This is a genomic window from Chamaesiphon sp. VAR_48_metabat_135_sub, assembly GCF_031418915.1.
GTDB lineage: Bacteria > Cyanobacteriota > Cyanobacteriia > Cyanobacteriales > Chamaesiphonaceae > Chamaesiphon.
On the sequence record NZ_JANOJV010000268.1, the window covers coordinates 40,463 to 66,075 of the forward strand.

The window sequence follows — 25,613 nt, forward strand, 5'->3', positions numbered from 1 at the left end:
GTGGATAGTGAATAGCGAGGCCCTGAGTTCAACAGCAGTATCTAACTTTGGTGAATCATATTTCAACTCCCTATTCCCTATTCCCTATTCCCTATTCCCTATTCCCTATCCCCTATCCCCTGATTTCTGCAAGAAATCTAGACGTTAGCATAAATGCGACCATCGGGCATCTTGGCACCAGTGAGGATCGTACCTACAATACTGGCACTGCTCATTTCTGCACGCATCAAATTAGCATTGGTGAGATTGGCATCTTCTAGATCGGTTTTAGCCAGATGAGCTTCGATTAATTCCACTCGGATCATGGTTGAATAACACAAAATCGTCCGAGTGAGATCGGCATGGTGCATTCGAGCATCCGTAAGATCTGCATAACTCAAATTGGTATTTGCCAACTTGATCTTGGACATGATGGCTCTGGTTAGATTTGCCCCTGTCATATCGCAGGCTGTCAAGATTGCGCGTTCGAGTTTGGCAAGGGAGAGATCGGCATGGGGTAAATTTGCTTCATGCAAATTGGCTTCCGTAAGGATGGCATTATTTAATTTTGCACCTGTCAAATTCGCGCCAGAAAGATCTGTCCCTTTCAAATTTGCTTCGGTGAGATTGGCATAACTCAGATCGACTTTCGATAGATTTGCCCCTGCCATATTCGCATTACGGAGATCGGCACGACAGAGTTTGGCACTACGGAGATTGGAATTATAACTGCGCTTTTCTTCGCGAAAATTGGCTGCGCGCAAACAAGCCCCACTGAGATTGGCACCGCTGAGATTGACATTTCGTAAATCGGCATCCATCAGATTGGCATCCAGGAGATTGATCCAGGTCATATCTGCACCGCGAAAATCGACATATTGGAGACTAGCTCCATGTAAATCCGCATCTCGGAGATTAGCACCTTGGAGGTCGGCTCTGATCAGTGTCGCGCCGCCTAATTTGCAGCTAGAAAGGTTGGTTTTGACTAACTGCGCGCGATTGAGATAGGCAAAAGTGAGGTTGCTCTTGCGTAAGTCGGCTTGGTTGAGGACAATATCGATTAAGTCTTGAGAAACTAAACTAAATCCACTCAAATCGACGGAGGTAAAGTCCCGTTCCCCACCACGATATCGCCACAATAGTTCTTCCGCATCCATAACTTGGCTAGTATCTTTGTTGATGATGTCTTGCCTAGTATTCCCTAGATTGCGATCGCTATTACTGCTGATGAGATTTAATTAATGCAAATTTTTCTGTTTGTCCCAAGATCTGATATGGCTGCTTTAACTGTTGATTTGCTGGTAAGGAGGCGGATTTCAGCAGGAACTGTCGATCGATCAGAATAGTTTGATGTTGAGCTAATAACTGGGGTAATCGATCGAGTGGAGTCGGTTCTATTTTGGCATCGGCATAGAAATCTAGGCTGGGTCTACCACCTGGCAATGAGGAATAGACTTTACTATCTCTAGCGACATGTTGATGAATTAATTGTCCGACGGGCTTCACCTGGAAGTCGCTATTAATTTCCCAAATCCAGGAATGGGAACTCATCAACCCAAATAAGACTAGATACATACCGATAAATAATGTCGGGATAAATAACCGATTCTGCTGTTTAACAAACGCTGCTGCTAATCCCATTGAGACTGCTAGGGATAAACTCATTAAGACTAAAATCGGATCTCGTTCGACGATGGCAAAATAGCCACAACCCACCATCCCCGCGAATGCGGCAAATGATAGCCAGCCAAATCGAGCCGTTGTATAAATTGGTTTTTCCCCTTGCCAGATGAGGGATAAATAAGCACCAGCAAAGACCGCTAGAAAGGGGTATACGGGCATGATATACCAGTTCAGTTTCGTTTTCATCAGCGAGACGATCGCAAAGTATACAACGCCTCCAATTAGGGCAAATCTCGCCCAATTTTGATTGGAGTTGCGCCATGCCAATACCATCCCGCCAGGGATAAATAGCAACCACGGAAATGTATATTCAATAATATCGAAAGCATAGAACCAAATCGGCCCTTGATGATCTTCGACAGATTGGGACAATCGATCGAATGATTGGGCGAAAAAATGTACCTGAATAAAGGGATCGCCATATTGATGATACTGAGCCAGATACCAAGCAGTTGCCGGAATTTGACCGATGGTTAATCCTAACCATAAATAGGGACTTTTGAGTAAAGATAGCTGTCTAGTCGCTATTAAAATTAATAGAATAATCAGTCCAAATACGATAACGAGTAATCCTTTTGTGAGGGTAATTAAGCCCAACATTAAGCCAATCCCGATACTCCATCGTCGATCGCGATGAGCGTAGAGCAGGCAGAGTAATGATAACAGCCAAAAGGTAATTGACATGCCGTCTAACATTGCCAATCGACCGTGCCGAACTACAGGTAGCAGCGTTAGATAGACTAATGCAGATAATAAAGCTGGAGTTTTTTGGTTAAATAGTAGATAACTAATTTGATATAAAATTGGTACGCCGATCGCTGTCAAGATCGCACAGGGTAATCGAGTGGTAAATTCACTAATTCCACCAATCTGGTAGGCAAAGGCAATTGCCCACATCCCCAATGGTGGCTTTAATAAAAATGGATCGCCTTGGATTTTGAGATATATCCAATCGCCAGTTCTCATAATTTCGCGAGCGATTAAAGCATATGTACCTTCATCCCAATCTTTTAATGGTACATTTCCTAAGAAAATTAGCCAGAGTAATAGTGATAATCCAATTAATATTGGAATAAGATATCGATCGACTAGTTGAGTTAATTTGCGATCGATCGATATTTGCATGATATTCTTAAGGTTAATAGTAAAATTGGGCGTTGCTGAATTGATGTATGAAATGCTCTCGAAATTCAAGGTAGGGGTAATTCATGAATTACCCCTACCTTGAATTTCAGGGCTTGTCTCAGAGGTAAATCGTACCTGAATTCAGCAACGCCCGATATCGTTATAGCCACGATTACTGGCATAAATCCGTCCCTACAAATTTTTAGCGTTATTTATTCGGACAAACAACCTTTGTCTCCGTCAATCCCCCTGCCGTCTGAGCCGCAATCAATCGCGCCCGTCCATTCGGCTCCAATACTAACCCGATCGCGGGCGGTGCATATTTTGGTGGTAGACTTGCTGTAGTCGCAGCTTGAGCCTCCTCCGCACGCGCATCTGACCACAAAGCATCACTCTCCTGGGGTTCGCTAGCATTGGGTGGCAATCCACCGCGTCCAGTCATATAAAATTTATGATCCCGCTGACTTGCACTACAGGCTTGGGAAACTTGCTTACTCGCATCGTTAGTAGCCGCAGAAAGTTCGCCCTTATCCTTCCCTGGATCTGTGCCTGGGGTGTTTATCTGGACGATTCCACTTTGTCCGAAGGTCGAACTAGCTGTAATATCATTAGTAAAAGCTGTACCGATTGGGCGATATTGGATGCCGAATAGTCCTTGGGTATCAATCTTGACGTTACCACCATTACCCCGATTGGCATTAGCCGTGATGTCATTGTTTCCTGGTAGAGCAATAATTAGGGGACTACCAATAGTGATATTTCCACCATTCCCATTTTTGTCAGTGCTCTTAGAATCGGTAGCAATAAAACTACTATTTTGCAGCAGCAGGAAGTCATTAGTGATGATATTAATATTCCCGCCAGTAGAACTGGTCGATTTTGATGAAATTTCGCCCTTGTTTAATCTGATAGTGTTGCTGTTCAGGAAAATATCCCCCGCATCTCCTTGTCCGCCAGTGCTGGCAGATAATCCAGCACCATTAGTAATAGAGAGAGTCCCAGTCTTAATCTCAATCCCGCCCCCTTTGCCCACTGCGCCCTCTTCTACTTGACTGATTGCGGCACTACTAAAACTATTTTTACTACCATCAAAGGAGACGTTACCCGTAGCGGTAATTTTGATATTCCCCGCATCTCCTTTGCCTAAAGTGCTGGCAATTAATTGAGCACCATTAGTAACGGAGAGATTTCCTGTCTTAATCTCAATTCCACCACCTTTCCCCTCTGCACCTGGTGCTACTGCACTCAATGCTGTACTATTACCCGAATCATCTTGGCTGCCATCGAAGGAAACGTTACCAGTAGCGGTAATTTTGATGTTCCCCGCATCTCCTTTGCCGAAAGTGGTGGCAGATAATTCAGCACCATTAGTGACAGAAAGATTCCCTGTCATAATCTCTATCCCACCGCCTTTTCCCTCTGCATTCTGTGTTAATGTACTCAATGCCACACTTTCGCCGTCAAATAAAACATTCTCTGCTGCCGTAATTTTAATGCTCCCCGCATCTCCTTGTCCGTCAGTACTGGCAGCTAATCCACCACCATTAGTGACACGTAGATTGCGAGCTGCGATCTCAATCTCACCCCCTTTACCCATCGCACCTGGTTCTACTGTACTCAATGCTGCACTAAGGAAACCATCTTTATTGCCATCAAAGGAGACATTTCCCGTAGCAGTAATTTTGATATTTCCCGCATCTCCTTTGCCTAAAGTGCTGGCAATTAATTGAGCACCATTAGTAACAGAAAGACTCCCCGTCGTAATCTCAATCCCACCCGCTTTTCCTTCGCCGCCCCTGCCTACCGAACTAAAGGCGGCAGTACCAAAACCATCTTGGATGCCATCAAAGGAGACGTTACCAGTAGCGATAATTTTGATGCTCCCAGCATCTCCTTTACCGCGAGTGTTGGTAACTAATTGAGCACCATTCGTGACGGAGAGATTTCCAGTTTTAATTTCAATTCCACCTCCTTTTCCTTCTGCGCCAGGATAGACGATATTGACAATGAAAGCCGTGTCCGCAAGCCGAATATTGCCTGTCGCATCTAGCTTGATATCGCCTGCGATGGCAGTTGAATTTCCCAATCCCGTGGCAATACCCGCCCTAATTCTCGTTCCCGTTCCTTGGATGGTAATATCTTTAGCAAAAATACTAAGACTGCCATCCCCGCTCGATCGAACATCAATTATACTAGGTGATGTTTCGATCGATCCCACCGATACATTCCCTCTTTCTACATTTGCCGGAAACTGGACACCATTATTGAGACTAAACGAGATCGATCCACTTTGCTGTAGTCCCCCTAATTCTACCTTTGCACCAGGAGCGATAATCTTGCCGCCATTCAAATTCACATTTCCGCCAATTAACCCGATGTATTGACTCTTGTTATTAGTTGTCAGCGTCCCATAATTTTCGATGCCCCTACTCCCAGGAATACTGGCATTTATTATCAATCTTGCTGGATTGAAAGCAACATTTGGATCGATAGTTAATAACAGCGCATCACCCGCTTTGTTCGTTCCAAAATTATAATTTCTGCCTTGAGGATCGACAAAGTCTACTCCACTTGCCGTACTCGTTACAAATGCCTTACCCACATCTAATTTTGCACCCGCTCCAAATACCACTCCATGAGGATTAATGAGTAAAAAGTTTGCTCCATTAGTATTTAATAACCCATTAATATCCGAAAATAAATTTCCCGTCACGCGGGAAATAATTGACTGATTCCCGACAGGATTATTAAAGTTCGCCGATCCGCCCGTCGGTATGGAAAAATCTGTAAAACTATGGAATAAATTTTGCCCGCGTTTGAGTCCACCTTCGATACCAAAGTTATTATTACCTAAGTTTTTTACTTGAGTACCAATTTGAATATTATCGGCTTGCGGAATGCGGTTAGAAGGTTGATATGTTTGGGCGTAGGCGATGATAGGGAGGAAAGATAAAGTGGTAGTAGTCAGGAGCGGAAGAACATGTTTAATCATGATAAGGAAGGATGAAGATTAAACCTTTTAAATAGTTCCCAATAGTGTAATTTTGCGATTATCTAATATATAATAGTTCTCTTTCGATCGATCTCAAATAGTTGTGGTAATTTTGGTTACAATTCTTGATGCAGATATCGATCGAATCTACTATCTCTGTATTTTTAAACATCAGCGTTGCTGATTTGCGGTATGAATTGCCCCTACTCTAAAATTACACGGATTGTCCGATCTAAATTTTCGATCGTTGCCAAGCTTCTAATAGATTGAATCGAAATATCGATGAGACTACTTTTAGTGTAGCTAATTCTGGTGGTGGTGATGGTAATTTACTTGCCACTTGAAAAGCTATTTCTGCTGCTTGTGGCTGCCAATTATATAGTCTAATAAATCCCAAGTAAGTCCAAGCATAAAGGTTTTGAGGGTCTGTTTGAGTAATTTTGGTTAAGTTATCTAGTAATGGTTCAATTCGCCGCTGCAAGGCTTGAATCAGCGCGAGGGTGTATTTTAATTCTACTTGAGATTCGCCTTGTTTGATGCGGTATTCGATCGCCTGTCGTGCTTGTGCTAAGTAATCTTGAGTGGGATCGTATTGATTGAGAGTATTAACTTCGCTAAAGACTGGATCGATCTTCCCACGCGCGAATAATTTATTTAATTGTGTTAATTTGACGATCGAGTCTGGTTCGTGTAGATTTTCTGGTAAAGATTTAATTTCAATTTTGGGAACTGCTAAGGGAAATGTTTTTCCAGTTCGTCGATTTAGGTAAGTAGCTGTTAATTGATAGGTGTCTAATGGTAGCTGTCCTGAGGGGAACATACTAGATTTTTCAGTAACTCTAAAATTCGAGTTACTTGTTCGATCTAAATATAGATTGCCTAAACCAATACTTCGATCGTGATGCCAAGTTTTATCTTTACTTTGCCAGGTTAATATTAGCAAGCCATTTTGGAGTAACTCTCGATCGCCACTTACTTGATAACTGGTATTAACTGCTAGTCTTGATGATGGAGAAATAATAACTTTTTCTAGTTTAACTTTCTCAATCTTATCTAAAATAGGCTCGACAGAAATTGATGTATTTTTACGTCGATATAATCTGACAGTACTAGCATCTGGCATCGTCCATGTTTTATGAAGCTGTAAGTCTGGATTTTGTTCGACGATCGATAATGGTACTTTCTCGATAATATTATGACTGGCATTACCGATTTGGATCGCATACCAATTCAAAGCTTTTAAACCTCGATCGATAAACTGCTGTTTCTCTGTCGAACTTTCAACTAAATATCTAGCATAAACTTGAAAGTCCGCGAGATGTCCGTATGAATCTAAATTTTCAGCATTAAATTCGGGACTAGCTGATAATACACCAATAGTTGACTTGAGATACGGTCGATCGTGCGTAATTTCACTAATTATCTCTTGATGAGGAAACTTCGATCCGATATCTGCTCTATGGATTAGCCCATAATGAATATAGGGTACTTTTGATAAACTATTTATTCCAGGAATCGCAAACAGATTAATTAATAAGATTAATCCCGTTACCCCAATTGCCCCCCACTTCAATCTTCTTGCCCAAGTAGTCTGAAATAAATTCAAACCATAGGCGAAAAAAATACTCAGCACTGGTAAGATTGGTAAGATAAATCGAGAATCTTTGTTTATAGCTAAACTACAGAAGAAGTAGCCGCCCAAACAATACAATATCAACCAAAATGAATGTCGATTTCTAACGAGAATATTGCTGGATTGGTTTTTAAATACCCAGAGTATCATCAGCCCGATTGTCACAACTAAAATTGGTAGAGAAATCAGCTCTGGTAACATTTTGAGATAGTAAAACCAACCTGCTAGGGTATCACCACCAGGATCGCCTTCTATTTTACCCATCCCATTGGCTCCAATTGCTGACGTAATCACTGTCAGCCAGTTTTGACTGAACCAGCCACCAAAGATCGTCCAAGCAATGATTAAAGCTACTCCAAACTGGAATATGCCCCACCAGTTGCGATGTTTGATAAACGAGCCTATCAAAAAAATGATAGGGAAGAGCATGAACAAAAATCCTGTTGGTTTGCTTAACATCAAGCAACCAAAAGTAACTCCAAAAATTAAACTCCATTGCCAACTTTTTAATCTCGTATCGGCATCTTTCCAATGAGTGAGAGCTAAAAATGTCAGACAGGATATGGCAACAATACCATAGTCGAGCATATACATAGTTTGGATATTTAGCAGGGCGGGAAACATCAAACATAAGCCAGATGCCCATAAACTCACTTGAGTACTAAATGCGGTGCTACTAAGAAAGTAAGTTGTTAAGACAGTAATGATAATAAACAGGATATTAACGAGAATACCTGAATCGACAGACTGACCAAAAATGTTTAAAAATGGAACCGTTAACAGATAAATAAATGGTGCTGTATACGAAGGCGATTGTGCCCATAGTTCATGCCACCAATCTGGAGAAAAAACTTGAATATGACTGATGACTCGTTGGTAGTTTAAAGCATTAGTAAAATGTGCTGCATCATCCCATGTCGGCACAGATCGATCGAGTATCAACCAAATAACATGTATACTGGTGGCGATCGAGATAATTGCTATTAGTATTAACTGCTCGGAACTTAATTTAACTACGGCGATAGATTTTCTCATGCACTAGTTTAGATTTTCAAAAACCACCGTTGACGATACATTAGATAGGATACACCAAACCATAGCAAGACAGTCACGACTGCGAATAGTACGCCACTATTAAGGGTACCCGCCCATCCAAATAACTGACTATTTAATACCTCGTAGATCGATTTAGCTTGCTCTCCCTTGCCAATTTGATTTACCATCAATAACTTAATTAACACGATCGAAGCTACATATATAAAAATTGCATTTAAACCCATAATCTCAAACGGTTTAAACCACTTCCCATACTTGCGGACATCCACCAACTCATAACAAGCTGCCAGGGAAATCAAACCCCAACCAGTCGTAAATAGCACGAAAGAACTCGTCCAGAGTTTTTTATTAATTGGGAAAAATCCATTCCAAACTAACCCGATGACCACAGCCGCAAATCCAAACATTAACAGATTGAGGCTAGTTCGAGAAGCTACCGATTGACGCTTTAACCATGCCCCTGTTAAGTAACCAAATAAGATACTAACTATAGCTGGGATCGTACTAAATAATCCTTCTGGATCGCTCATAAATTTAGAACCTTTATGTAGATGAGCTTTAGTAATAATTAAGCGATCGACATAAGATCCAAAATTGCCAAATTGGGTAAATACCCCATCGCTATTATCCAACGCTGGGATAAAAGTCAATATTAACCAATACCCAATTAAAATCGTTCCAGCTAAAATCCAAAGCCCCCGCTGCGAGAGCATTAAAATTGCGATCGAACTCAGTAAAAAAGCAATTCCAATTCGCTGCAATACTCCCATAATCCGCAAGTGTTCGAGATCGGGGAAGATTTTAGGATCGGTTAAATTGTAATTCCATAATAAATTGTTTAAAATCAAGCCCAATCCAAATAAAATTAGACTGCGACGAATAATCTGGAAATATACCTGCTTCGTTATTGGTGCATTTCCACTCGTATATTTAGCGAGTGAAAAAGCCATCGCCACGCCAATAATATACAGAAAAAATGGAAAGACTAAATCTGCGATCGTCCAACCATGCCAAGGCGCATGATCCAGCCAGGGATAAGTATCACCGAGACTAGCCATATTCACCAAAATCATCGTAGCCATCGTCATCCCACGGAAGACATCTAGGGAAGTTAGGCGCATAGTGGAGTGGGGTTGTAGGGGTGTGCTGTACCACCTTAGTGGGGGAAGGGGGGAAAGGGGAAATAATTAATTTATCAACTTTCTGTCTTGTTGCGCTAAACCGTCGGGGAACTAGGGCGTGCGCGCAACGCAACTTTCAACTTTCAACTTCTTCACTACCAATCAAGAGAATTAGAGTTGCAATTCCTGCAAAAAAGGCACCGACAGCGAAGGTAAATCCAGAACCGACAGCGTACCAACACCAACCAGCAATCAGATTGGCAACTAGTAATGTGATGCCGATCGTTAAATTAAACAGACTAAACGCTGTACTCCTTCTAGCTGGCTCTACAGAGCGATCGACCAGATCGAGGAGCAAACCCTGAATCATTGCCAAATGCAGCCCGTACAGGGCAAATAAACACCAAATCTGGACATTTGTAGAGACGACTGCCAATCCAAAGTAAACAATGATGTGTAGCAAAAAGCCTGCCAGCAGGAGCCGAACCTTCAGAACTCGATCGACAATCGCACTTACCGGATACGATACTAAGGCAAAGACTAAATTCATGATAATCAGCCCCACGGGAATCAATGCTGGAGAAATGCTGATTTCTACCGATCGGATCAATAGAAAGGCATCACTGGAGTTACCAAGATTAAAGAAAATTGCGACGGTGAGCAGCAGCCAATATTCTGTACCCAAATAAGGTAAATCTCGCCAGTAGATTGGGTTGTAATTATCAGCTACCGATGATGATTTCGGGCGTGGACTTGGCTCGTAGAATTCATCATTGCCAGCCAGTAAGCCCGTCATCTCCGCAGGCATCATCAATAGTTTTTGTTGCTTTTGGACTGGTTTAACGACGATAATGAGTAGGGCTAACCCCATGCAACTGGGTACTACTGCCGCAGAAAACACCATTTGGTAGTCATTCTGGAAAAAAAATAAGATCGTTCCAGCGATAATCGAACCAATACATGCCCCAGCAATTAGTAGCGACTGTCGCAACCGATAAGCTTCACTCCGCATTTCTTCAGAAGTAATATCTGCCATCAAAGCTTTGCGAGGTGCGACACTTATTCCCTGTCCAAATCGATCGCCAAACTGGGCACCGATCACCCATAATGGATCGATCGCGATCGGCAGAATCGTTCTCGTCAAAGTGGAAATTCCATAGCCAATTACAGCCAATCCCTTTTGCATCCCCAGAAAATCGCTCAGTCCCCCCGAAAATACTCGCATAATGGCGACTGTTGCTGCTGCAACGCCTTCGATCTCGCCAATTGTCAAAGCTCCGCCCTGTAATTTTAACAATACGAAGATCGGTAACACTGATCGAATCATTTCCGCGCTGATATCTGTCAATAGGCTAGCAATACTCAAAATCCACACATGGCGCGGCAGTCGATCGAGTCTCATAAATTAGGGAGTAGGGAGTAGAGGGTAGGGAGTCGGGGTGGGGGTATGTGGGTGCGGGGGTGTGGGGGTGTTGGATCGTTTATTATTATTACCTTACTCCCCAACGCCCCAACGCCCCAACTCTTATTACTGTGGTTGTTGGGGTTGAATTTTACCTTCTTTGACTAACACTTCATAGATTAAAGCTGCTGCGTCAGCACGGGTGGCTTTTTGGATGGGTTTGAGCAGATCTGCTGTTTTATCTTTAATTACCAATCCCGCATCTACTGCGGCTGCCATTTTTTCCCGTGTATATGTTGGCATTTCTTTAGCATCACTAAACTTGCTCAATGTTTGATCTGAGCTAGTTGCGACTGGAAGTTTCAACCCTTTTGCGAGGGAGATTTGTAATTGGTAGCGAGGAATCAATTGATTCGGTGCAAATTTTGTCGGTGAATAGCCAGTCATAAACCCAAGCTGTACCGATTTATACACAGCTTCTTTACGCGGATAATTGGCAGGAATATCCTTAAAATTAGATGTTATGGCAGTAGTTGGTTTATCCGCAAATGCCCGGTCGAGCATTTTGGCATATTCTCCTCTAGTAATCTCCTTGCTAGGATCGAATTTACCAGTACCAAAATCATCGAGAATACCGCGTTTTTTCAGCTCGGTAATATAGGTTTCACCCCAAAACTGTTTAGGGACATCTGTAAATACTGGTGTTGTCGAAACAGGTGTAGTTGGTGCGACTGCTGGTACTATAGGTGCTGGCACAATCGCCACAGGAGCCGTAGTTTTAGTCGGTTCGGCCGGAACTTCAACTGTTTTAATAATTGTCTGGGCTGGAGCCGTTATCGTTGTTGTGGATTGCTCCTGTCGATCTCTAGTCGCAACATTAGCAATCGTTCGTCTTTCCTGTCCAGCACTATTATCACCACGATCGAACAGACCGATTTTACGATTAGCTCCATCGTTGCCCAGAATTGAAGTTCCACCGTTGAAAAAATTCATTGACTGGTACTTTTGGCCGATTCCCCAGAAAAATACTGTGCCAATCCCTGCCATCGCTACGACGATCGCAATTAATTCATCCGCAGTCAGCCGTCGGCGACGATTAGGATTTGGAGTAGGATTAGGTGAATTAGTCATGTTTTTACCTTAGTACTAGATTGATAGAGTTAAACAGATAGAAATACTATGTTTATTTACCCAGCTTTGGTCTGATTTTAGATCGGATTATCGCATTATTTGTCTTGAGTTGCACAAATGTTGAGTATTTAGTACTAAAGATTGGCAATATTCGTACCGATCGATTGTCTAAGTCAAACCGCTAAAATCGATCCAGTCTATCTGCATTAGGATTGACTGAATCTCGATTTGGATGACTGATTCAGATCGATCTGCATCAATTCTGATAATCCGATTTGGATAGATATTTGCTAACTCTTGGTAGCCCTGTCTGACTCGTTGATGAAAATCTAAAGTTGCCAGTTCCATTCGATCGGGTTTTCCGCGCGATAAAACGCGCTGTAACCCAATTTTGACATCCAAATCGAGCCAGAAGGTAAGGTCGCTCTGCAAACCGCCTGTAGCCAATTGATTCACCCGATCGATCTCATCTCGATCGAACCCCCTACCATAGCCCTGATAGGCGATCGTCGAATCAGTAAATCGATCGCATAATACAATATCACCGCGATCGAGCTGAGGTCTAATTACCGATTCGACATGTTGTGCTCGATCGGCACCATACAATAACAATTCTGTTCGATTACTTACCCAAGTATCTGGATCTTCGAGTAGAAGTTGGCGAATCTGTCGTCCCAACTTTGTGCCACCTGGTTCGCGGGTAATAAATACAGATCGATCCTTACCACACCAGCTTTGGAGCCAATTTGCTGTCTTGTGGATCTGGGTAGTTTTACCAGCACCTTCGACTCCTTCAAATACGATAAACTTACCACTCATTTTCCCGCCAGCTCGATATATCTTCACTATAAATTAGTCAGCTAATCTGCTAGGATGTCAAGAGAATTTGAGATAACTAAACTTTACTTTGAAAAAGATTACATCCTATGTCTCGTTATGTCTGCCATTTTTCAGTCAATCTTTCATCCCAGAATGTTCGATCTCCATTGCGAAAATTGCTGGAGACTTGCGGAATGGAAACAATCTATGAGGTCGAGGATTACCTAATGGCGCGAGAGATTCCAGGTCGAGTTTCATTTGCAAAACTGGTCAGAGCGGAAGTATTAATCGATGTCACCAATGCCACTCAAAATACCGTCAAACTCAGCTTTGTCCTCAAAAATGAGGAATTACCACTCCAGCAAAATAATCACTGCCGTCAAGTCTTCGATCTCCTGCGTTATACACTCGCTCACAACTATGACTGGGAACCTATTAGTAGTTTACAATCGAATGCCACTCCTTCAGCACCAAAATTAGCAGCCAATCCATCCGCAGCAGATGAGTACGCGAGATCGTGTAATTAGAACTTTGGATTTTAGATTGTGGATTTTAGCTTATCACCCCGATTTTTAGTTGCTTGCTTTTTAACTATTGTGTTTCAGATAATTACCACAACTATCCATGAATAGTATTTTATTACTATTTCCTTGAAAAACAAGGTGATTCCGTCTACAGTGAACGTGATATCAATCTTAAATTCGTAGGGAAATCATCTCATGGCTCTGGCTGTAGGCACAAAGGCTCCTGATTTTAACGTTAAAGACACCAATGGTAATTCTGTAACTCTCGCTGGGTTAGCTGGCAAGAAAGTTGTCATGTATTTCTATCCCAAGGATGATACCCCTGGTTGTACCAAACAAGCTTGCAGTTTCCGCGATAATTATGCTGTCTATCAAGATAAGGGGATTGTGATTCTCGGCGTGAGCAAAGACGATGAATCTTCCCACCAAGCTTTTACTGAAAAATTTAGTCTCCCGTTCCCACTCTTAGCCGATACAAATGGTGAGATCGTTACTGCTTATGATGTAGATGGCGGCGGCTATGCCAAACGTGTCACCTACGCGATCGACGAAACTGGTAAAATTGTCCATGTCGATGCCAGCGTCAAAACCGATACTCACGCCAACGATGTTTTAACGGCGTTAGGTTATTAATTAATTCTAGAATAGGGCGGATATTTACTATCCCCTATTCACTATTCCCTATCCCCTAATTAACGGTACTCATACTTAACAACTACGGGCTTGACCGTTTCTAGCAAGATCGAGTTGCTACTAGTGGTAGAAATTTCGTGAGTGAATAATTTGGATTCGCCAGGTTCGAGATTAATATTTACGGGAATAATAGTTTGCTTGATTGATGTGTCTTTCGAGATAAATTTGGCGACTATATAGTAAACATAGTGAGGCTGCTCGCTCTGATTATTAATCGATCCGGCGATCGTTAATAGGGATTTGTCGGTGCTATCGCGAGTAATATTGATATCTTGTAATCTTAGATCCTTATTGACAGCAGTATTCTCCGAACTAGCTGCTGAATTTTGGGCGATGGTTCGGGTCGGTTTCTGTAGCGATTTCGCCAGAGTGAGATTGCCAAATGGTAACTCTAGACTGAAACCTTGGGCGGGAGACTGGACATCTAGCAAAATCCAGATCGCACTGATAAACATGATGGCAGACAAATATTTGCTGGTTTTCATACAGTGGTACCGTGTGTTGTGTTGAGAGATGTGTGTCTTGCCATACCAACCATTTTAATCGGTTTGCTTTAGCGATCGTCAAAGCTGGGTATAGCTTCCGCATATTGGCTGGACTTCGATTTATGACATCATAGTGCTAACCCACTGTCAAGGATCGAAAACTCAGCCACAACTGCGTTATCTTATTTGTACCCATTTAGACAGACATAATTACGATCAGTCATCTAAAGTTGGTGTGAAGATACACGATCTGGCACTGGCTCACAGCGACTACAACAAATCGATCGCCAACTACTGGTGTGTTCGATTGTGAAGAGTTGCGACAAGAGCATCGCCAACTTATAAAGATATTGTGGAGAAAATTGTCTCGACTGACTAAGGTCGGCGACAATAGAAGATTGTGGAATTAATTGCCGAGGACGTTTATTGATGCAGCCGATTCGTACATTCAATGTTTCTCCTTCCCTACCAGTCTCCCTCGAACCCCTACGGCAGCTTGCCTATAACCTGTATTGGGACTGGAACACGGAGATCAAAGAACTATTTAGAAGACTCGATCGAGATTTGTGGGAAACCACTCGTCACAATCCAGTCGCACTGTTAGCTAGAGTCAGTCAGTCGCGCTTGCAAGAAGTTGCGGCTGATGATGGTTTTCTAGCACACATGGAACGGGCTTTGGGAGAACTCAACACCTACCTACACGATCGCAGTTGGTACAAGCACCAGCGGACTAACCGTGCGGGTAAAGAGTGTTTTGCTTACTTCTGCGCTGAATTTGGGTTGGTAGACTGTCTACCGATTTACTCGGGTGGTTTAGGCGTTTTGGCTGGAGATCACCTCAAATCAGCGAGTGACTTAGGTTTACCGCTGGTTGCAGTTGGATTATTATATCAAAAAGGATATTTCGCTCAGTATCTAAATGCTGAAGGTTGGCAACAAGAACGTTATCCTGTTAACGACTTCCATAATATTCCCGTTCAACTCGAACGCAAGGCTGATGGCACCGAGCTACGGGTCGCGGTAGAATACCCTGGACGGATGGTCTACGCCAGAGTATGGCGCGTTCAAGTCGGTGTTGTATCCCTGTACCTATTGGATACCAATATCGAGCCAAATAACGCCTATGACCAAGATATTACCGATGCCCTGTATGGTGGCGATTTAGATACGCGCATCCATCAGGAAATCATGTTGGGTATCGGTGGCTTCCGCGCGCTCGAAGCGTTGGGACACAAGCCTAGCGTCTATCATATGAATGAGGGACACTCTGGTTTCCTGATCCTCGAACACATCAAAGTCTTGATGCAACGAGATGGACTTTCTTTTATCGAAGCGAAACAAGTCGCTCAATCTACCCAAATTTTCACCACCCATACGCCTGTAAGTGCGGGATTCGATTTATTCCCACCAGACAAAACCATGTACTATGTCGGACACTATGCTAGTGTCTATGGCTTGGGTAAGGATGAGTTTATGGGCTTGGGACGCGAAAATACTGGAGATCTAGAGTCGCCCTTCAGTATGGCAGCCCTGGCGATGAAAACCTCCAGCTTCGTCAACGGTGTAGCGAAACTGCATGGAGTCGTTTCGCGAGAAATGTTCCAGAATATGTGGAAAGATGTCCCCATTGACGAGGTACCGATTACTTCAATCACTAATGGCGTTCACGCCCGCAGTTGTGTAGCGAAATCCGTACAGGAACTATACGATCGCTATCTCGGCCCAGAATGGTCGGAGAAATCGATCGAAGATCCAATCTGGAATAAAATTGACTCTATTCCCGATGAAGAACTCTGGCGCAATCACGAGCATAGTCGCTCGGAAATGGTCGTCTACGTCCGCGATCGGATTGTAGGTCATCTCAAGGAGCGCGGTGCGACCCTGGCAGAAATCAACCACGCGCAGGAAGCATTAGATCCAGGCGTACTCACGATCGGATTTGCCCGACGGTTTGCTACTTATAAGCGTGCCACATTATTCCTGCGGAATCTCGATCGAATCAAAGAGATCATGGTGGGTACGAAAGGACGTAAAGTTCAATTCGTAATCGCCGGAAAAGCTCACCCCAAGGATATTCCAGGTAAAGCTCTGATCCGTGATATCGTTCACTTCACTCGCACCGAGGGGATGAACTCAGTCGTATTCGTCCCCGATTACGATATTTATGTATCGCGAGTGATGGTAGCAGGTTGCGACATCTGGCTGAATACTCCACGCCGTCCACATGAAGCATCCGGTACCAGTGGGATGAAAGCAGCCATGAATGGCTTACCAAACTTGAGTATTCTCGATGGTTGGTGGGATGAAGCTGATTACGTGCGGACTGGTTGGCCGATCGGACATGGCGAACTATACTCAGATGAAGAGTATCAGGATGAAGTAGAAGCAAATGCCTTCTACGACCTGTTAGAACAGGAAATCGTACCGCTATTCTACGATCGCGATAAAGAAGGCTTACCTCGCAAATGGGTAGCCAAGATGAAAGATGCAATCCGCCTCAATTGTCCGACCTTCAACACCTCACGGATGCTGCGCGATTACGCCAATACTGGCTACTTCCCAGCTAGCGATCGCAATCATGTTGTCACCGACAATAGTTATCAAGCGGGTAAAGATCTTGCCCACTGGAAAGAGAAAATGCGCACCCATTGGGACGCACTCAAAATCCACAACGTCGATGTTTCTGCCCCAGAAGATATTAACGTCAATCAGTCGATCGCCGTCAAGAGTCTGATTCACTTAGGTAGTCTGGAACCCCATGATATCCAAGTCGAACTGTATAAAGGTGCGGTCGATACCAATGGCAAAATTACCGATGCAGACACCTCTGTAATGACCTACCAAGGTAAAGATAATGCTGGGAATAGTCTCTACACCAGTGAGATTGCCTACTCGGCTAGCGGCTTACAAGGCTTGTCTCTGCGAGTCTTACCTCACCATCCACATTTGAGCAATCCCTACGAACTAGGGTTGATTCAATGGGCATAGGGAATTAGCAAAAGCCCCTGGGGAGCTGCAGCTCCCCAGGGGCTTTTGATGATTGAAATTCAACAGCATAATTCAATATTTACGCCACGGACTACTAATTTTTACGTTTCAACTCCTCTGCCAACAACTGCTGATAAATTCCGGCTAATTTCGGTGTCATCGTATTATTTTCAATTCCATATCCCAAACTAGTCCAGGTACTCGATAACCGCCGCCGTACCTGCTCCAACTGACCATCTTTTAATAACTGGGGAATATTCATCCTCCAGGCGCGTTCATCACTGAGCCAAGCATGAACGACTGCATCTTGATACTGTGCTTCAAAACTATAACCACATTGAAAGACAAATAACGCACAATCTGGTCCTGGATGATATTTCTTAGCCATTTTTGTCCAAGTTGTATTGATCATCTGATATCGACCTGCTGCTGTCGAACAATTATTAATATTCGGTCCATTGACAATCCGAATACACTGTTCTGGATGACGATGGAGATTCTCTGCATGAGTCCCACCATAGATGACTGAATATGGTCGGGGATCGTTTGCCTCACTCGCCGAAATCATCCGCATAAATGCCCGAACATAGGGATCGCCGCCTGTCATCACCAATGGTGAATTTTGCGCTGTCTCATAAGTTGGATTCTGGATCTGACGAGGTGTTGGCGGTCTTAATAATAAGACCAACCACAATGCGGTTACACCGCCGATCGCCATCGCGGGGATTCTAAAACGTTGACGTTTACGTTTATCCATGCAGGATTGGGAAATTAGGGTGTGGGGTAAGGGGTGTGGGGTGTGGGGTAAAGGGTAAAAAAAGACGCTTGCGTCCAAATTCACGATCCACTACTCCCAACTCTGCCTATAACTAGCAACTTGAGTAACTACACACCAGAAAATAGATCTTCCCAACTTTTTGCCACTGCGGTTGGGGTGCTGATGATTTCGAGTACCTTATTGCGGGCTTGAAGGCTGGTGAGTGACTCAACGCACACCCGAGCAACCTTTTGTCTGGCTATACTACCATCAAAGAGCGTATCTGCTCCTGACATTATCACCGGGTCGGAATTGTCTTCATTTTTCAGTCCGCCTGGGCGAACGATCGTGTAGTTTATGCCACTGGTTTTTAAATACTGTTCGGCTTGTTGCTTCCACCATAAAATCAACCAAAACAGATTGAGCGGATGGAAAAAATTTGATACGCACAGCGATGAAACAAAAACAAACTGCTGGATGTCTCGATCTTTTGCGACATCTACCAGATTTTTCGTGCCCTGATAGTCTACCTGATAAGGGCCAGTCGGGTCTAAACTGGGTTTAGCTCCAGTCGCGCAGAGAATTACCGTACTGTCACCAATCGCCTGAGTGATACTACGAAGATCGAGGACATCACCTGCGATTAATTCTACTTCTGCTGGTAAGATGGCTCGTGCCCTAGTAAGGTCGCGAACTAATGCTCGCACTGGAATCTGTCGATCGACCAACTCCTGCACGATTCTGCGTCCTGTTTCCCCTGTCGCCCCTGCTACAAATGCTTTCATTAAGTTATCGTTACAATAAAGTCTAGATTTAGCTATTCCACTACCGAATAATTTAAAACTTCCGGTTTTTACCAGCTAGAACTTGTAAATAGATCTTAGCAGTCAGTGCATTACCATCAATATCATACAGTCAGAATATCAACGGGATAAAAGGAGATGCCAGTCAAAACACTAGAAAAAAACAGCGTAGAACAGAGTCTTCCTTTGATGAATCCTGAATTAGAACAGCAAAATCTGGTGTCGATCGATCCAGATCGATCCCAACCATTCTGTTTTAGCTATCGCTTCACTGATGCCATGCTGATGGGCGCAGATGTCAAGACTGTAGGCAAATATTTAGATGCGCATCAGGGCTGGTTTACTCGTTGCGCTCATCCCATGCAGGTCAAACCGATCGGCAAAAATGGTTACGATCTGACTATTGGTAAATTTGGTTCGTTTGGCTATATTGTCGAACCAAAGATTGGTTTGGAGTTATTACCGCAGGATAGTGGTGTATATCGCATTCAAACGGTGGCAATCCCCAATTATACTTCTCCTGGTTATGAGGTGAGTTTCAATGCCCAGATGCGGCTAGGAGAGACCTTAGATGGCGATCGATTGGGCACCAAGGTGGATTGGGATCTAGATTTGAATGTTTATATTCAGTTTCCTCAGTTTATCTACAAGTTACCTACTGGAGTAATTCAGGCTACAGGCGATAAAGTTTTGAAGCAAATTGTCAATCGTGTTTCGCGTCAATTGACTCACAAGGTTCAGCAGGATTTTCATGGGAATTTGGATTTGAAAGTCCCTAAGTGTTAAATTAATATTTGCTTTTAGAAATAGGTAGGGGCAATTTATAAATTGCCCCTACCTATTTCTGATTTTGTTTGCATCAATTTTAATTGAGATAACTGGCATTTGAATTATCGTTTAATCCAATTAGAGATCGATCGAATCCCAAGAGTAGAATTTGTAATGGTTCTAGACCGTTTTCTTGAGGGACAATTGCCATATGACTGACGAAACTCAGTTGATTAACTTCGCGATAGGCGAGGGGGATCGATCGAATCATCGCTGGATCGATATCTAAAAGTACTGGGGCATCTTGAATCGGCAGACCGCACAGTTCTCCAGCTTGAGTATGGAATAGGACTAGAAATTTTGAAGAATCACAATCTGTATCGATCGTGGTAAACTTTTGGCGTAAATCTACAATGGTGAGGGTTTGCGAACCAAAATTCATCATCCCAATGCCATCTTTAAGAGTTGCTCGATTTGCGGGATAAACGATGGCTTTTTCGACGGCTTCGACAGGTAAAGCAAATAGGTAATTAGCCATCGATGTTTGTTCGATATCTGCAAGTGCAAACACGATCGTGCGAATGTTATCACTATCCTCGTTGAGACTGAAAAATCGCTTGGGGAGTAAGGATGAGGTTAGCATTTTAGGTATTAGGTATTAGGTGTTGGGTATTAGGTATTAGGTATTAGGTATTAGGTGTTGGGTATTAGGTATTAGGTATTAGGTATTAGGTATTAGGTATTAGGTATTAGGTATTAGGTATTAGGTGTTGGGTGTTGGGTGTTGGATAAAGGGACGCAATCGTCCCGCTATCCTAAAGCCTAAAGCCTGAAGCCTAAACACCAACCTCAATTGGTTCGGATAATTTAGCGACAATATCTAATAGATCTCGTTCGGATTGTGGTTTAGTGAGATAATCTTTCGCGCCTAGGGTCATGGCTAATTGACGATGTTTTTGACCACCGCGAGTGGTTAACATGACGATCGGAATTTGTGATAGTTTGGGATCTTGACGACAATGACTGAGAAATTCAAAGCCATTCATCTGGGGCATTTCAATATCGCAAACTACCAAGCGAATGCGAGGATGTTCTTGTAGCCGCAGAATTCCTTCTCGTCCGTGACTAGCTTGGATGACTTGACATCCTGCTTTGGTGAGGGAGCGGGTCAAGCTTTGACGCTGTACGAGCGAGTCATCGACTACCAAGACTTGTAATTGCTTCCCTGGCTGTGCCGAACTGTGATTAGTTATCTCATCTAGTCGATCTTCAATCTCGCTGGGAATTGGTGAATCTATTGCTGGAGCCAGAGCCGCTTGGACACTGGCGGCTAGTGCTGGTAGTTTCGTCGGAATGAACTGAATTCCCGATGTATTCGTTCTGACACCTGCGAGTAATTCGACTGGATCGATCGCGAGGGTGAGACTACCATCGCCCAAAACGCTATAACCTTGGATATAGTTGGGCAATCCAAAAGTTTGACCGAGGGATTTAACCACCAATTCTTGTTCGACGAGGATGCGACTGACTTCGAGACAGATGTGTTCGCCATCGATTTCGAGTAGCAGGATGGCGTTGGTGCTATTTTTGGCTTTGACTGGGAACAGATTTACCGCATCTTGGAGATCGGCAACGATCGAGCAGTTATAGTCCAATAAACTATCGACAGGATAAATTGGGATTAATTTTTGAGCAGCACCATCACCCCAGCGAAGAAATTTGGTGGTACCGCGATCTGAGAATGAAGATTGGGATTGAATCCGATCTGGTGATGGTAATAGCACTTGACTGATGGCTTCCGATCTCAAGGCATGGACGAATCCCTGAGATTCACAAATCAATAGTCGAGTAGTGGTGAGATTGAGTGGGAATTGCATCACAAAGGTCGTCCCCTGTCCCAAGGTCGAGCGAACGTCGATCTTGCCCTGTAAGGTACCCAGACGGTCGCGGACAACATCTAAACCGATGCCGCGACCCGAAAGATCGTTTACTTTGTCAGCGGTCGAAAATCCTGGGGCAAACATGATTTCAGCTAACTCGGCTTCGGTGGCGGTAGCTGCATGACTGGCTGCGAGTAGATGGAGATCGATCGCCCGTTGACGAATTTTATCCCAGTTTAAACCTTGTCCATCATCGCTAACTTCGATCTTCGTGCGATTGCCTTGGTGATAAGCTCTAATTGTCAGTTGTCCGGTTTCTGGCTTGCCTTGGGCGGCACGGATTTCTGGCGGTTCGACCCCATGATCGTAAGCATTTCTAATTAAGTGGAGTAGAGGATCGTAGAGTTTTTCGGCGATAATCTTATCGATCGAGACTCCAGTCCCGATTAGTTGTAGTTGCGCGGGTTTGCGATGGGAAGCCACCATCTGTTGGAGCAGGCGGGGAAAGCGATTGAGGACGCTAGAAATTTCGACCATTCTCGCTTCAAACAATTCTGATTGAGCGTCAGCGAGTAACTGTTTGCGTTTGCCCAATGTCACCCGCGATTTTTGGGCCATTTCTGCCAAATTTCCGACTTTGACACCTAATTCGGCGAGATCGTCAGTTAAGTTTTGCAAGAGAATGCTCAAGTCGCTATATACGTCTAATTCGAGACTATCGAAATGAGCGTGTAATCCATCGCTGGCTTTTTTCCGTTGCTTGGTTTGATTTTTGGAGGATCGGCGCGGTGAGAATTTGGGGCGTTCGGCGGCTTCGGTATTTTTGTCAGCCCAATCACTGACTAGTCGCAATCTTTGTTCGCAACGACGATATTGTTCTACAGTAGATTGAGCTAATCTCTGCAATCGATCAGCACGGAGGAATTGTTGGTTGTCGTCAATGAGCAATTCGCCGATGGTGTGGCTGAGTCGTTCGAGTTGAATGGTAGCCACGCGCACGCTGATAAGCTGCTCGGCTGACGTTTCGCGTTCTGGGGCTGGGCTGTCGGTGGCTGTAAGTGTTTCTGGCTGTTGACGATCTTCAGTTGATGATGCAGAGTTCCCACCCCAAATTGATTGGAAAATGCGATCCACTCCCGATCTATTTGTGGTTGCTAAATCTGAATGACGATAAGATTCATGTGTGAAGTTTTGACTGTGCTCGATTGCCTCCACCAGATATTCTGTCTCAGTCAGATCCATCATCATCTCGATGTTTTCTGGCTCGAAGAAGGAGCTGACATCAATAATTGCTGGCTCGACATCGACTGTCTCTAGTAAATTGTCAACAGCTAAATCTGAATCTTGGGAGTCGATTAACGATAGCCATTCCGTCGATGAAGATGTTGGAGTAGCATTGACTAATTCTTCTTCGGTGCTAGTACTAGTAGGATCTTCTACTAACGATAGCCATTCCGCTGATGAAGATATTGGAGTAGCATTGGTAAGTTCTACTTCGTCTGGTGCGATTGACGATCGATCCTCAGGATTGTCAACCAAGGATAGCCATTCGAGTGAATCAAAATCATCGGTTGAGGCTGGTGCGGCTGTGGCGATTTCCGAGTTAGTAAATTCGGATAAGGATAACCAGTCAGCAGCCTCATCACTATGCTCGATCGACGGAGCCAGATCGCTTTGACTCCAGGCCGTCAGTGCTGATGATACTTCACCACCAACGGATCGATCTCCCCCGACGATCGCGATTTGGGCTTGTTGAAAATTAGTCAAGGCGATGGGCGCAAGTTCTAGTACCCTAGCTGGATGACGTTCTAATGCCACGAGGGTGGTACTGGCAATTGCCGCAATCCCTGGGAGACTATAAGACCCACCTAGTTCTAATAAAAATTCTGCTAGCGAACGGAGACTGTCTTGGACTTTGGCAATATTTTGACTGGAGATTGCTACCGATAGATCTTCGAGATCGTGGGGGATACTATCGGTAAAAATCGACCCAATCACATCAAAACCCAGTTCTGCGGCGGTGGGTAATGGAGTTTCCCGCCCAAAGAAATCGCCTAAATGAGTTTGCAGTCTGGCAAATAGTTCGGCTGTCCGTTCGAGGGTGGCTGCTTCATCATAGGGCACACCCGCCAACAAGGCACTCAAAGGGTCGTATAAGCAGTCATAGCCTTCCATCAAGAGTAACCCTAATTCGGGGTCGATCTCCAGTTCGGGCGGATAAAGTGCCTGGAAGACATCTTCCAGGTGATGGGCGATCGTTTCGATCGTCTTGAACCCACAATTGGCCGCACTACCTTTGATGGTGTGAGCGGCTCGCATCAGGGTATGAACGCGCTCGATCGTTTTTTCTTCTACCAGCGTCAGTAGTGTTTCCTCGATCGTCTGTAATAATTCCGCCGCTTCGATCTCAAAATATCGATCGAGTGACTCTTGAAAATCTAGATCGTCGGTCATAAGGGGTTTGGGAGTTGGGAATTGGGAATTGGAAGAGCGGGGAGCGGGGAGCGGGGCGCGGGGGGTGGGCGGCGGCTGTGCCACCTAATGGAGATCTGGATGTAGAGCGTGATAACGCAAATCCTAATTCCTTTTTCCCCGCTCCCCGCGACCCGCTCCAAGCTTCCTAATCCACTTTAAATCGACTGACACTAGTTTCTAGAACTTGCGAAGTTGTGAGCAACTGTTGACAGGATTCAGAAATTTGGGTGGCACTTGCAGAGGTGAGATTTGCCATTTCAGCTACATCTGTCATCACTTCGGTCAGTTTTTGGGATTGTTTGTTTTGAGTACCCGCAGATTGACTGATGGCTTGAACTAGTTCGCTAATTTGGCTAGTTGCGACCACGATTTCACTCAAACTCTGTCTGGTTTCATTGACCAAATTTGTCCCCTGAACGACTTGGGCGATCCCGATTTCCATTGCTTCGGTTACATCGTTAGTATCGATCCGAATTTCGTCTACCAGGCGTTCGATTTCAGTCGTCGCATTCGCAGACTGATAAGCCAGAGAGCGCACCTCATCGGCTACTACGGCAAATCCTTTACCATATTGTCCCGCACGGGTTGCTTCGATCGAGGCATTCAACGCAAGTAAGTTGGTTTGGGTAGCGAAGTTTTCGATTAGGTTAACTACTTTAGAAATCTTCCCGAAGGTTTCACCCAGACGTTTAATTTTTTTAGCAGTTGTCGATACAGTCGATCGAATCTCTAGAATCTCTTCAACGGTATTTTCCATCAGTGCATCACCATTTTGGACGGTGCGGTTGGCAGATTGGACTACCTGTTCGACTTTTTGAGCAAAGTCAGAGACTTCTTGACTGGAAACCGCCATCAGATTTACCTGTGTCAATGCTCGGTCGAGTTGAGCGAGTTCTTGTTTAGCTTGAGCGGAGAGATTATCGACTAAAATGTTGTTGGTACTAGAAGTGCTACTCACGCTGGTGGCGGCGGTTTGAACTTGGCGCACCAATTCCCGCAGACTTTGAATCGTGGTATTGTAGCCATCGGCGATCGTGCCGATCTCGGTTTCAGATAGCGGCGCACGCACGGTTAAATCGCCTCGGAAGGAGGGGCTAATTGCTTTTAGGACTCGCAAAGCCTCCGACTCTAATTCTTGGCGGGTAGCCCGTTCTCGATCGACGATCTGAGATAGTTCTTGTTCCTGAGTCCGAACTCGTTCTAAGTATTCTGACAGTTGTAGTGCTACGCCGATTTGCAGGGCGATTTGCTCGACGACGGTGCGTTCGGAGGCATCCCAGATTCGAGGCGCATCATTTT

18 protein-coding genes are annotated in these 25,613 nt (G+C 44.2%); 4 read left to right on the plus strand and 14 right to left on the minus strand.

Annotation, left to right across the window (positions count from 1 at the left end; genetic code table 11):
- Positions 1-137: 137 nt before the first annotated feature.
- The 8 genes from RMO55_RS18850 to tmk all read right to left on the minus strand — a co-directional run bounded on the left by RMO55_RS18850 (position 138) and on the right by tmk (position 12,941).
- On the minus strand, positions 138-1,136 hold the full coding sequence (locus tag RMO55_RS18850) for a pentapeptide repeat-containing protein (RefSeq protein WP_310429149.1): 999 nt from the start codon (positions 1,134-1,136) through the stop codon (positions 138-140).
- Between the two features lie 61 nt (positions 1,137-1,197).
- Positions 1,198-2,787 carry a glycosyltransferase family 39 protein gene (locus RMO55_RS18855; protein WP_310429151.1) on the minus strand — a complete coding sequence of 530 codons (1,590 nt, stop codon included), beginning with the start codon at positions 2,785-2,787 and terminating at the stop codon, positions 1,198-1,200.
- Between the two features lie 208 nt (positions 2,788-2,995).
- Complete coding sequence (locus RMO55_RS18860; protein ID WP_310429154.1) at positions 2,996-5,779, minus strand: filamentous hemagglutinin N-terminal domain-containing protein; 2,784 nt, start codon at positions 5,777-5,779, stop codon at positions 2,996-2,998.
- A 232-nt stretch (positions 5,780-6,011) separates the two neighbouring features.
- Positions 6,012-8,447, minus strand: coding sequence for a glycosyltransferase family 39 protein (locus RMO55_RS18865; RefSeq protein ID WP_310429155.1), 2,436 nt, complete (start codon positions 8,445-8,447; stop codon positions 6,012-6,014).
- Positions 8,448-8,455: 8 nt separating this feature from the next.
- A complete protein-coding gene (locus RMO55_RS18870; RefSeq protein WP_310429157.1) occupies positions 8,456-9,589 on the minus strand; it encodes a DUF5009 domain-containing protein in 1,134 nt (377 codons plus the stop codon).
- A 136-nt stretch (positions 9,590-9,725) separates the two neighbouring features.
- Complete coding sequence (locus RMO55_RS18875) at positions 9,726-10,991, minus strand: MFS transporter (RefSeq protein ID WP_310429159.1); 1,266 nt, start codon at positions 10,989-10,991, stop codon at positions 9,726-9,728.
- A 126-nt stretch (positions 10,992-11,117) separates the two neighbouring features.
- The gene (locus tag RMO55_RS18880; protein ID WP_310429161.1) at positions 11,118-12,122 is read right to left on the minus strand and encodes an S-layer homology domain-containing protein; all 1,005 of its coding nucleotides are present in this window, start codon (positions 12,120-12,122) and stop codon (positions 11,118-11,120) included.
- A 168-nt stretch (positions 12,123-12,290) separates the two neighbouring features.
- Complete coding sequence (tmk, locus tag RMO55_RS18885) at positions 12,291-12,941, minus strand: dTMP kinase (RefSeq protein ID WP_310429186.1); 651 nt, start codon at positions 12,939-12,941, stop codon at positions 12,291-12,293.
- A gap of 107 nt (positions 12,942-13,048) precedes the next feature.
- On the opposite strand from tmk, the gene RMO55_RS18890 reads away from it, so the two are divergent.
- The gene (locus RMO55_RS18890; protein WP_310429163.1) at positions 13,049-13,468 is read left to right on the plus strand and encodes a hypothetical protein; all 420 of its coding nucleotides are present in this window, start codon (positions 13,049-13,051) and stop codon (positions 13,466-13,468) included.
- Positions 13,469-13,660: 192 nt separating this feature from the next.
- The gene (locus RMO55_RS18895; protein ID WP_310429165.1) at positions 13,661-14,098 is read left to right on the plus strand and encodes a peroxiredoxin; all 438 of its coding nucleotides are present in this window, start codon (positions 13,661-13,663) and stop codon (positions 14,096-14,098) included.
- A 59-nt stretch (positions 14,099-14,157) separates the two neighbouring features.
- Here the strand turns inward: RMO55_RS18895 and RMO55_RS18900 are convergent, their stop codons facing one another.
- Complete coding sequence (locus tag RMO55_RS18900) at positions 14,158-14,643, minus strand: hypothetical protein (RefSeq protein ID WP_310429167.1); 486 nt, start codon at positions 14,641-14,643, stop codon at positions 14,158-14,160.
- A 429-nt stretch (positions 14,644-15,072) separates the two neighbouring features.
- Between RMO55_RS18900 and glgP the strand changes: the two genes are divergently transcribed.
- Positions 15,073-17,631, plus strand: a complete 2,559-nt coding sequence (gene glgP, locus RMO55_RS18905) for an alpha-glucan family phosphorylase (protein WP_310429169.1) — start codon at positions 15,073-15,075, stop codon at positions 17,629-17,631.
- A 94-nt stretch (positions 17,632-17,725) separates the two neighbouring features.
- Here the strand turns inward: glgP and RMO55_RS18910 are convergent, their stop codons facing one another.
- Both RMO55_RS18910 and RMO55_RS18915 read right to left on the minus strand, forming a co-directional pair.
- The gene (locus RMO55_RS18910; protein WP_310429171.1) at positions 17,726-18,388 is read right to left on the minus strand and encodes a glycoside hydrolase family protein; all 663 of its coding nucleotides are present in this window, start codon (positions 18,386-18,388) and stop codon (positions 17,726-17,728) included.
- Positions 18,389-18,516: 128 nt separating this feature from the next.
- Positions 18,517-19,173 carry an SDR family oxidoreductase gene (locus RMO55_RS18915; protein WP_310429173.1) on the minus strand — a complete coding sequence of 219 codons (657 nt, stop codon included), beginning with the start codon at positions 19,171-19,173 and terminating at the stop codon, positions 18,517-18,519.
- 156 nt (positions 19,174-19,329) lie between these two features.
- Here RMO55_RS18915 and RMO55_RS18920 point away from each other — a divergent pair, with 156 nt between their 5' ends.
- A complete protein-coding gene (locus RMO55_RS18920; RefSeq protein ID WP_310429175.1) occupies positions 19,330-19,977 on the plus strand; it encodes a DUF1997 domain-containing protein in 648 nt (215 codons plus the stop codon).
- A 79-nt stretch (positions 19,978-20,056) separates the two neighbouring features.
- On the opposite strand, the gene RMO55_RS18925 is transcribed toward RMO55_RS18920, so the two are convergent.
- The 3 genes from RMO55_RS18925 to RMO55_RS18935 form a co-directional block, all read right to left on the minus strand.
- Positions 20,057-20,602, minus strand: coding sequence for a chemotaxis protein CheW (locus tag RMO55_RS18925; protein WP_310429177.1), 546 nt, complete (start codon positions 20,600-20,602; stop codon positions 20,057-20,059).
- Positions 20,603-20,795: 193 nt separating this feature from the next.
- On the minus strand, positions 20,796-24,293 hold the full coding sequence (locus tag RMO55_RS18930) for a response regulator (protein ID WP_310429179.1): 3,498 nt from the start codon (positions 24,291-24,293) through the stop codon (positions 20,796-20,798).
- Between the two features lie 166 nt (positions 24,294-24,459).
- A partial coding sequence (locus RMO55_RS18935; protein ID WP_310429182.1) for a methyl-accepting chemotaxis protein occupies positions 24,460-25,613 on the minus strand: 1,154 nt, incomplete at its 5' end.

Excerpts from the sequence above, each read along its gene's own strand:
- RMO55_RS18850 (WP_310429149.1), bottom strand. The coding sequence starts at position 1,136 with ATGGATGCGGAAGAACTATTGTGGCGATATCGTGGTGGGGAACGGGAC.
- RMO55_RS18855 (WP_310429151.1), bottom strand. The coding sequence starts at position 2,787 with ATGCAAATATCGATCGATCGCAAATTAACTCAACTAGTCGATCGATAT.
- RMO55_RS18860 (WP_310429154.1), bottom strand. The coding sequence starts at position 5,779 with ATGATTAAACATGTTCTTCCGCTCCTGACTACTACCACTTTATCTTTC.
- RMO55_RS18865 (WP_310429155.1), bottom strand. The coding sequence starts at position 8,447 with ATGAGAAAATCTATCGCCGTAGTTAAATTAAGTTCCGAGCAGTTAATA.
- RMO55_RS18870 (WP_310429157.1), bottom strand. The coding sequence starts at position 9,589 with ATGCGCCTAACTTCCCTAGATGTCTTCCGTGGGATGACGATGGCTACG.
- RMO55_RS18875 (WP_310429159.1), bottom strand. The coding sequence starts at position 10,991 with ATGAGACTCGATCGACTGCCGCGCCATGTGTGGATTTTGAGTATTGCT.
- RMO55_RS18880 (WP_310429161.1), bottom strand. The coding sequence starts at position 12,122 with ATGACTAATTCACCTAATCCTACTCCAAATCCTAATCGTCGCCGACGG.
- tmk (WP_310429186.1), bottom strand. The coding sequence starts at position 12,941 with ATGAGTGGTAAGTTTATCGTATTTGAAGGAGTCGAAGGTGCTGGTAAA.
- RMO55_RS18890 (WP_310429163.1), top strand. The coding sequence starts at position 13,049 with ATGTCTCGTTATGTCTGCCATTTTTCAGTCAATCTTTCATCCCAGAAT.
- RMO55_RS18895 (WP_310429165.1), top strand. The coding sequence starts at position 13,661 with ATGGCTCTGGCTGTAGGCACAAAGGCTCCTGATTTTAACGTTAAAGAC.
- RMO55_RS18900 (WP_310429167.1), bottom strand. The coding sequence starts at position 14,643 with ATGAAAACCAGCAAATATTTGTCTGCCATCATGTTTATCAGTGCGATC.
- glgP (WP_310429169.1), top strand. The coding sequence starts at position 15,073 with ATGCAGCCGATTCGTACATTCAATGTTTCTCCTTCCCTACCAGTCTCC.
- RMO55_RS18910 (WP_310429171.1), bottom strand. The coding sequence starts at position 18,388 with ATGGATAAACGTAAACGTCAACGTTTTAGAATCCCCGCGATGGCGATC.
- RMO55_RS18915 (WP_310429173.1), bottom strand. The coding sequence starts at position 19,173 with ATGAAAGCATTTGTAGCAGGGGCGACAGGGGAAACAGGACGCAGAATC.
- RMO55_RS18920 (WP_310429175.1), top strand. The coding sequence starts at position 19,330 with ATGCCAGTCAAAACACTAGAAAAAAACAGCGTAGAACAGAGTCTTCCT.
- RMO55_RS18925 (WP_310429177.1), bottom strand. The coding sequence starts at position 20,602 with ATGCTAACCTCATCCTTACTCCCCAAGCGATTTTTCAGTCTCAACGAG.
- RMO55_RS18930 (WP_310429179.1), bottom strand. The coding sequence starts at position 24,293 with ATGACCGACGATCTAGATTTTCAAGAGTCACTCGATCGATATTTTGAG.